Here is an 8,603-nt window from a genome sequence, read left to right as displayed (position 1 = left end):
GGTTATACTTCTTGCCGGCTTTGTCTGCATTATGATGCTCGCAGCCGGCTGCACGAATACTTCCGGTACAACACCGGCAACCACAACAGCAGCAACACCCGCTGCCACGACCGCAGCTGCGATACCGTCTGTCCCTGCAACAGAGGCAACAACTGCGGCTGCCGCGAACACCACCGCAGCGCCGGTAACTCCCTTGTCATGGTCAGGATCCTGGAACACGTCATATACCTCCGATAACGCAACGGTAATCGAGGTTCTCGTCATCAACCAGACCGGTTCATCCGTGACAGGGACCTATGGCAAGAACAGCACCGGTGCGATCAAAGCAATCGTACAGGAAAAGACACTTGCCGGCACCTGGTCCGAGAGCGATGCAACCGGGAATTACACCGGGATCTTCGAATTTGTCCGGTCCGCTGATGACAAGTCGTTCACCGGCCGGTGGATAGATGTATCCGAAAAGCCCGATGCCCTCTCAAACACCACCCAGACCTGGAATGGTGTCAGGATTTAATCTGCCGGGAAATACCCGGTAATGAGATCTTTTTTTTTATTTGACACAGCAGCATCCGTGTTGATGGTGTGAAGCACACACTCATGGCAGGCACTGGCATCTTCATTGTCGGCCGTGCAACCGCTGCAACGAAGAACCGGGCGGGTTCTCCTCAAGGTCCGGGTCTGATAAGACTCTGCAATTCGGAGAATCCTTGCGGAATCGTCTCCAGGTCCGGGTCTTGAGCCCATCAGCGCATTGAAAGATATCCGCTATTCGCCCGAGTTCCCCGACCCGCTGAACCGGGAAGTGACTGACGTTCAAGTCTGGATACTGTATTTTCTTTGAAAAATTCCGGCAACGCACAAAAATTTCAGATCGCGCCCGGAAAATTTTTCCGGAAAAATGTTCAAAATCTCCCCTGGTTCAACTCCTCCAAACAGCATATTCTCCCCGTCAACAACCTTTGGTACCTCTCGTGTCGTAACCCCCCTCAACAGTACTGCTCCCCCCATCACCCATTCTCCGTCGAAGACCCATCATCAATAGATGTCTGACAAATCCCACATATCCTATTCTCCGACGTGATACTGGCGTTTTGGATCAGTTCCGGCAGCCCGTCACTAAGTCCGACACCTGTTGGCACCCCCAAATCGGCCCGCAGAACAATGCTATGAGCCTCTTTTTACTGGGTGATTTTTCGCGATTTTCTATGAAAACCGGATAGTCCGGATTTGGGGGAGATCGTCCATTGGAATAGTGCTAAATAGCGTTTTTTCCGGGCACATTTTATCCATATTTACACCAATCCGAGGCGATTTTGGTTGAATCTCAAAACAATAGTGTCGTTTTTTCGCGAAATAGTGTCGGTCGGGCTCTCGGGAAGGGCAATCGGGGGCTGAAATGACCTCTGTTGGGTTCAGGTCAAAAACAGCCCCCGGACTGGTCGGGATCATCCCTGACGGTCTCCTGTCGTCGTGTACGTATTCGCGATTCAAACGCGATCGGATGTTCCTCGTTCCCGTGCGATTTCCCCACCCTGTTTCGCGGGAAGTCCCCGCGACGCCACCTTCGATTGTATCCGGGCAACGTCCCCCGCTCGATACATTTGCGAACCGATATCTCCATAGCGTAAAACCCGGGCGTGGCGTTTTGCCCGTAAGGCCTCGCCCCGCATCGGAAACAGTGTCCATGAATGGACGAGATCCTGTGTCAGCGAAAAGATGCACTTCTATGAAAAGGAATATTTTAACTGGCAGTTTATTTGGGTGAATCACGGTTCTTTTAAATTCCTTACCCGCTTTTCATTGTTAAACTACAAAAAGAAATTTAAATATTCATACGTTCACTATGCTGATAGGCATAATGAAAATTCCCTGGGGTTTGTTGTTCTTTTTGATTATTCTTGTCGGTATAGTTACACCGGTTATTGCCGCTTCACCGGAAGAGGATATCTACGCTCACGTTCAAAAAATCGAAACGATTCCCGTTCCAACCCAGGGAACTGCACCATTAGGATCGCAGGAATCTATGATGACGTACACAAATTACCTGAATAATTGTGTGTATGCACTCATGTCAACGATGAATTCGCTCCTCAATATTTTCGGCCAGGAAAAAGTGAACTGGAGCATGCCTGGTGAGATGAAGGCACCGGTAGAGGAATCCACGACTCCCCCGGTAAATTCTGCCCCGGTAACCTATGCCTACGCCGCGAAACTGCCCTCGGGTCCCGGTGTATACACATTCGATACAATCTCGGGGCAATCCGGGTACCAAAGGCATATCGTGCCGGTATATTATGATAACTGGGAAGTCTGGTATACCGTTGAACCTGTGGAGTCCGAGCAGAATTCTCATCTGTCATCGCCCTCCTTTAAAATTGTTATTACCGATCTTGGGAGCGGTCAGAAAATAGCAACGATTGAGCCACCGGGTGGTCTCGATGCGACCTTATGGAAACAGTATGATCCGCGCCCGTGGTCGAATAGTTTCTCGGGTGAGGATGACAGGGTATATTCCTTTGATATAACTGCAAATGATGTGAAGTCATACCTCATCGAAGTCAAGAGACGAAGATCCTGATCACGTCATCAGGCTCCACACGGATCCAACCTTCCTGCGCAAGAGCCCGGACCCGTTTTTTTATCCCGGCTTTTGCGTGCGAGACGTTTTTAGATCCCCTGGTTGAACTGCCCCTTACGTTTGGAGAGCAACCCGTGGTTCTGCTGCGATTTGATCTCGTAGAATTGCCGCGCCTCCCAATCGTTGATATCCATGAGAAATACCTGATGCCACCAGAGGGGAAACCGGGAACTGGATCGTGCGGACCGTGCCTGGTGCACCTGGTACAGTCTGTCGGACACGTGCCGGAGAGTTTCCCCGGTTTTTCCCACCTTGTGCACGGCTCCACGTGCCAGCGAACGTTCGTTCCGGAAAAGGCAAACTGCAATTTTTATGTGAGCATGAGTTTAAGCACTCGCTCAACTCATGTGAGGTTATGCTTGAGGAGTTCTGTGAAGGAAATCACTGCGATCAGTACATCCATTCGGATGGCGGGTCGTTTCCCCAGTGTCTGATGGTGCAGAGGGAATTATCCCGGGTGGGCTCCTGTCCTCTCCGCTATGACACGGTTGTAGCAAAGGCAGGCCCGGTCGTAAGAACCGGTTCCCGCAATGAGGCACGGTGCGAACCCATGAGAAAGAAAGGGTTTGGCAACCGATCAAAATGATCTGAATGTATGGGCGGTCGAAACGATCGCAGATGAATCTCTCCACCCCCTCACTGCTCCGTTATGTGTCTTGGCAACGCTTCATCGAATCACCTCCGGGCAGGTTCGGATCAAAATAATTCCCTGGCGTAAAACCCTGTGAGGGGTTTCCCGCGTTTTGCCTCATACTGGATTGGTCTCCCCCTCTACACTTACAGGAGGTGCTGTGTAATGCAGTTCATCCTTCCGGGCCGGCCACTTCCCCGGAGAACCCCGGCAGATCAAAGACCTCCGGCTCCGGGAGATCGCATGGATGAACCCGTACGTGAAGGGCAGTGCATGAGGCGGACCATCCTCACGGTTCCAGCGGGATATATGGTATCTTGGTGAGGAGATCGCTGTTCAGCCGCTCCATTGTAATCCGTTCCATGAACCGTGCGGACCGCTCCTTTGGCTGTGCATTGAGCCGGTAATATTCAAGCAGCCGGCTGACAAGGTCCTGCACCTCATCCGTTGACAGATTCTTTGCAATAACATCGCCGAACCGTGGCCGGGTGCCGTTGTTTCCCCCGAAAAAAACCGTCCACCCGTTCTTCGACCCCATGATCCCGATATCCCGGGTATGGCTCTCCCCGCAACAGCGCTGACACCCGGAGATCCCGATCTTGATCTTTCCCGGGAACGGTCGCTCGCGGTACCGTGCTTCCATTTCGATCGCGAGACCAAGCGAGTCCTGCATACCGTTCCTGCAGTTGCGGATCCCTGGACATGACTGGACAAACCGGATGCAGGGCCCGGTCTTCCGCACCGCATCGGTCCCGAGCTCATCAAAGACCGATGCGAGATCTTCTTTTTTAATACCGATCAGGGCAATACGCTGCCCCGAGGTTATCTTTACCATGGGCACGTGGAATTTCCTTGCAATGGCGGCTATTTTTACCAGGAGTTCCGGCGTGACAAGCCCGGCAGGCGACCGGGCCATGACCGAGTAGGTCTCTCCATCGCGCTGGAGAATTGCACCTTCGGGATGATCTGCCATGGGTAAGGATGTGGTTTCGTATCCATTAACCTTCGCTCTGCTGGCCCGGCTCCTGCCAGATGTTTTTATTCTCTCCTTTTTGGAGTCTGTATGCAAAATCCCTGACCTGTTGAAGTAAATCCCCCGGCAGATTGCATGCCCTCGAAGAGGATGATCGTTATTATTCCGGCGTCTTTTCCGAATCCTGGATCTCCTTGATAAAATCCTGCAGCCGGACATGATATGCCTCTGCAAGGATCAGTGCCTGCATCTGTGCATTGCAGGAACAATTGGAAAGCCCGAGATTACGGAGTTCTTCTGAATGGGGATCACCGGATCCATAGATCTCATCAATCACCGGCCAGGTTTTTGAACACCAGCGGACAAAATCGTAAAATTCCAGACCATTCTGATCCGCTTTTATCGTTTTTATCGCGTCGATTCTCTGGTTAATGAGAAGAATTGCTTTTTCCGGCGGAATTTTAAGATTTACCATAGTATTTCATCCCGGATATTGATTCAATGATAACACAGAAAAAGATTTTTTATTGATGTTTCCCACGGGATGATCCCGTGCACCCCCTGGCAGGACGGGACTCCCGAATCTGTCTGGTCCCTGCGGGAGAAATTGATTCTGCATTGAGTACCTGCTGGTATCGCATCGTCTCAACAGACTCCTATTCTGGCCGGATTTCTCAAGCCTGCAATCGGGACCCGGCTGGCAGAGAAGCCCGCCGCAGACCTGTCACGGTAATGGTACTAGGGTGAATTCGTGAATCGCCAGGCCCCCTTCGGCACAAGGATCTCGAACCGTGCCCCCACCCCTGGTCTGCCGGTCTCCCGGATTGCGATACTGGTGATCGAGAGGATCTCGCGTGAGAGGAAGAGACCAAAACCGGTGTGTTTCCCAAACCCCCGTTCAAAGAGGTGTTCCTTGTCCGCATCCCCAATCCCCTCGCCGTCATCCTGGCAGGTGATGACCAGTCCCCCATCCTTCTCCTCCGACTTGATCCTGATGGTTCGTAACGTCACCCCTCCGTATTTGAGGGAATTGTCGATCAGGTTATAGAAGACTTTCATAAAAAGGGGATCTGCGAATACCTCAAGGTCAGACAGATCCACATCAATGGTCACGTTACCGGTGGGAAGCCCGCCTTTGGCGTCTATAATGACGCTCCTGATATTCTGCCATGACGGGGCCTTCACCCCCATGTCCTGGTAGTCACGGGTGAAGGTGATCTGGTGATCGATGTTCTGTGCCGCATGGTTGCTCCGGTCGATATAATTGAGGAGAACCGGATCATCGGTATTCAGTCTGAGCAGCTCCAGGTAACTCTTGAGGACCATGAGCTGGTTGATGATGTCGTGGCGGGTGATGGAGGAGAGAAGGTTGAGTTTCCGGTTTGCCAGGGTCAAGGCGTCTTCGGTTTTCTTCTGTTCGCTGATATCCACGAAGGATGCGATCGATTTCCGGGTTCCCGGGATCATGGCGACAACGGCATGAATGGTTTTTATCTCCCCGTTCCGGTCATGGATCCGGACCGTATACCTTGTGGGAGCGGATGCCGGGTCGATCCGCCGTTTTTGGTGGTATCGTCTCACCATTTCGAAATCATCCGGAATGATGAAATCCTTCCATCCCATCTTCCCTTCGATCTCCTCGCGGGGGAATCCAAGCAGCCGTGTAAATTCAGTGTTGACCTGGTCTATGGTGCTGTCCTCGTTGATGATGTGGGTGGCTGCACCGGTGTGCTCGAAGAGGATGCGGTACCATGCCTCGTTCTCCGCGAGCGCAACCTGCATCTTCTTGCGCTCCGTGATGTCCTGGAAGACCCCGACCATGAATACCTGGCCGGAAGGATCCGTGTACACCGTGGAAGTAGAGATGATCGTACACACCTGCCCGTCAGGTTTTGTGATCGTCACCTCGTCTTCACGGGGTGTATTGAGCTGCATGACCTCCTCGGTCATATCATGGTGGAATGTGGAATCCTTATCGCTGAAGAAATTGCCCGGTGTCCTGCCAATGATCTCATCCCGCGTGCGGCCGATAAAACGGCACATGCTGTCATTCACCACCGTGAAACGGTGGTCCCGGTCAAGGACATACACCGGATACGCGATGGTATCGATCATCGTGGCAAGGTTCCTGCGGGACTCCAGTTCGAGTTCCAGCATATGCACCTTCTCAAAGTGGCTCCGTTCGTCAAGGAACCGGTGAACCACTGAGGCAAAAATGAACATGCCGAGAGTGGTGTACACAATCATGGGAACTGCCACCTCGGTAAGGATCGTGAAAAAATCCGAGGGTTTGGTTACGAGAACCAGAGTGCAACAGGAGATCAGTGTCTCGGAGAGCCCCATGAACAGCACGGCAATCCATACCGGGACGAACTGGCGTTTGTTGGCGAGATAGAGGATTCCTCCCAGGATCCCCGAGAGGATGGGAGCGGTCAACCCGGTCCACATGTACGGTCCACCCTGGGCGAACCGCAGCAATCCCCCGATGATTCCTGCTCCCATTCCGACATATGGCCCACACAGCAGGCCTGCAGCCATGGGGCCGAGATCCCGGATATTTATCACCGCCCCATGTATGGACATCCCGCTGAGGGTACCGAAGATCGATATGATTCCAAAAAAAAGGATAATGATGATCCGGGTGGCCCATGTCATGCGGTTTTCAAAGGCCTCATTAAAAAAACGGCTCCGTACGAAAAGGGATGCAAAGACGACGATGACACAGAGAATCTCAAAAAGGGTGACTGAACTCTGGATGATCATCAGGTCCATACTATCGAATAGGTAACCTATGTAATAAGTTTATTGAGCAGATTGAACGCTCCAGGGTTACTATATCGGGAGGCATCGTCCCGTTTCTGGGATCCTGATACGCATGCAGGGCCGATTCCCTCTGTTTTATATCTATGGTCAACTATTCCGGATCGTAAGCGGAATACCTGTGCAATTTTCTGAAGAAAATTTACCGGGGCATTTCCTTTGTCTATAAAAACCAGCGGAGACTCGATATGCTGCCCAGGAGTGAAATCGCACGGGCTGCCGGGATCATGATGAATCCGGTTGCCATCGTATGGACTGATACAAAACCTGAAAATGCCCTTGCATTTAAACCCGGTGTCTGGGGATGTGTCATGTGGCTCTTTGCAAAGGTTGCAAAGGAGGGAAAAACCGCGGTCTTTTCCCGGGACACGACCACATGCGCCGGCGGGGCGATGGGCCTTGGATTCGGGCGGCCGCTGGAGCGTCACGCAGCTCGGAGCGAGGAGGGGTTCTGTTCGTTCCTCTCAAACGGTATCGGGGGAGCCGCGAACCGGAAGGCATACGATGCTATCATCGCGCAGGCCCCGGATGAGCGCCACAGGACGATGCTGACCGAAGGGGAACGCTTCCTGAAGAACCCGGGGACTGTCCGGAACTTCCTGTTGAACCTGCCGATCTACGATGCGAAAGACCGGTATATCGTGATGAAACCCGTCCATGATGTCGGGGATGGCGAGGAGGTGAAGAGCGTGGTGTTTGTCGCCAACGCCGATCAGATCGCAGCCCTTTCTATCCTCGCGAATTACGGGACCGGGAATATCCGGGACGGGATTGTTGTTACTGCCGGTGCTTCCGGGTGCCAGGCAATGGGTGTGTGCACGTATGCCGAGGGGGAATCCCGTTCACCGCGTGCGGTTATCGGTCTCACGGATCTCTCGGCCCGGCGGGCTGTCCGCCCCACGCTGGGAAAAAATATCCTGACGTTCTCCGTCCCGTTCGCAGTGTACCGGGAGATGGAGAAGAATGTCCCGGGAAGTTTTCTTGAGCTGGACCTCTGGAAGGAACTCCGGGATTCAGGGTAACAGGATCGCGCCGGCACGGTCATCAGTGAGGATCTTTATTAAAAAACACTTTCCCTCGTTATACAGCATTTTTCCGGCAGCCCGTGTTCTCCGGTGTCTGCGACAACGCGGAATTCTAAAAAAAACCGGAATGAAGCCTGCCGGTTACCCGCTGATCCTGAATTCGCAGGTCTTATTCTCGCCGCAGGTCTGACAGACCCGGAGAATAATCCCGCACCGTGAACAGTCCGGCTTCTTCTCCAGTTCACAATGGTCACAATCCGGTTCCTGTGAGTCCCGACCTTCTTCCTCAAGACCGTCAATCGTTTCATCGGTCCCGGTTTTTTTCTTAAAATCTTCATTACACGCATTACACAAGGCATCGAGGCAGGATTCACATTCTTTTGCCAGGGGGTCGCAACCCCAGTCCAGGTATGTCATGCTTGTCTTCTCATATGGGCGTCATACAGACAAAACAATTGTGTGGTCATGAGCGCCCTGAACCTGGAATAAAAGCGAAAAGTACGTCCCGTCCGGTTC

8 protein-coding genes are annotated in these 8,603 nt (G+C 52.6%); 4 read left to right on the top strand and 4 right to left on the bottom strand.

Translation table 11 applies throughout. The features are described from left to right. The 3 genes from LUQ43_RS11525 to LUQ43_RS11515 form a co-directional block, all read left to right on the top strand. Positions 1-514 (top strand): hypothetical protein (locus LUQ43_RS11525; RefSeq protein ID WP_299967818.1); only part of this gene is annotated, 514 nt, incomplete at its 5' end. Between the two features lie 1,554 nt (positions 515-2,068). Beyond that, entirely contained in the window at positions 2,069-2,578 is a 510-nt protein-coding gene (locus tag LUQ43_RS11520; RefSeq protein WP_299967815.1) for a hypothetical protein, read from the top strand. A gap of 415 nt (positions 2,579-2,993) precedes the next feature. Then, positions 2,994-3,224 (top strand): hypothetical protein, encoded by a 231-nt coding sequence (locus LUQ43_RS11515; protein WP_299967813.1) that lies wholly within the window; start codon positions 2,994-2,996, stop codon positions 3,222-3,224. Positions 3,225-3,558: 334 nt separating this feature from the next. On the opposite strand, the gene LUQ43_RS11510 is transcribed toward LUQ43_RS11515, so the two are convergent. The 3 genes from LUQ43_RS11510 to LUQ43_RS11500 form a co-directional block, all read right to left on the bottom strand. Next, positions 3,559-4,242: an NAD(P)/FAD-dependent oxidoreductase gene (locus tag LUQ43_RS11510; protein ID WP_299967811.1), complete on the bottom strand. Its 684-nt coding sequence runs from the start codon at positions 4,240-4,242 to the stop codon at positions 3,559-3,561. Between the two features lie 160 nt (positions 4,243-4,402). Further along, positions 4,403-4,717 carry a hypothetical protein gene (locus LUQ43_RS11505; protein WP_299967809.1) on the bottom strand — a complete coding sequence of 105 codons (315 nt, stop codon included), beginning with the start codon at positions 4,715-4,717 and terminating at the stop codon, positions 4,403-4,405. A 263-nt stretch (positions 4,718-4,980) separates the two neighbouring features. Next, a complete protein-coding gene (locus LUQ43_RS11500; RefSeq protein WP_299967804.1) occupies positions 4,981-7,014 on the bottom strand; it encodes a PAS domain S-box protein in 2,034 nt (677 codons plus the stop codon). A gap of 236 nt (positions 7,015-7,250) precedes the next feature. On the opposite strand from LUQ43_RS11500, the gene LUQ43_RS11495 reads away from it, so the two are divergent. Then, positions 7,251-8,084, top strand: a complete 834-nt coding sequence (locus LUQ43_RS11495; RefSeq protein WP_299967801.1) for a DUF169 domain-containing protein — start codon at positions 7,251-7,253, stop codon at positions 8,082-8,084. 144 nt (positions 8,085-8,228) lie between these two features. Here LUQ43_RS11495 and LUQ43_RS11490 read toward each other — a convergent pair whose 3' ends face one another. Further along, complete coding sequence (locus LUQ43_RS11490; protein ID WP_299967798.1) at positions 8,229-8,504, bottom strand: hypothetical protein; 276 nt, start codon at positions 8,502-8,504, stop codon at positions 8,229-8,231. Between the last annotated feature and the right edge of the window lie 99 nt (positions 8,505-8,603).

Origin of the sequence: Methanoregula sp., from assembly GCF_028679125.1 — an archaeon.
In the GTDB taxonomy this organism is placed as follows: domain Archaea; phylum Halobacteriota; class Methanomicrobia; order Methanomicrobiales; family Methanospirillaceae; genus Methanoregula.
This window is presented reverse-complemented; position numbering and strand designations above follow the sequence as displayed.

Excerpts from the sequence above, each read along its gene's own strand:
- LUQ43_RS11520 (WP_299967815.1), top strand. The coding sequence starts at position 2,069 with ATGTCAACGATGAATTCGCTCCTCAATATTTTCGGCCAGGAAAAAGTG.
- LUQ43_RS11515 (WP_299967813.1), top strand. The coding sequence starts at position 2,994 with ATGCTTGAGGAGTTCTGTGAAGGAAATCACTGCGATCAGTACATCCAT.
- LUQ43_RS11510 (WP_299967811.1), bottom strand. The coding sequence starts at position 4,242 with ATGGCAGATCATCCCGAAGGTGCAATTCTCCAGCGCGATGGAGAGACC.
- LUQ43_RS11505 (WP_299967809.1), bottom strand. The coding sequence starts at position 4,717 with ATGGTAAATCTTAAAATTCCGCCGGAAAAAGCAATTCTTCTCATTAAC.
- LUQ43_RS11500 (WP_299967804.1), bottom strand. The coding sequence starts at position 7,014 with ATGGACCTGATGATCATCCAGAGTTCAGTCACCCTTTTTGAGATTCTC.
- LUQ43_RS11495 (WP_299967801.1), top strand. The coding sequence starts at position 7,251 with ATGCTGCCCAGGAGTGAAATCGCACGGGCTGCCGGGATCATGATGAAT.
- LUQ43_RS11490 (WP_299967798.1), bottom strand. The coding sequence starts at position 8,504 with ATGACATACCTGGACTGGGGTTGCGACCCCCTGGCAAAAGAATGTGAA.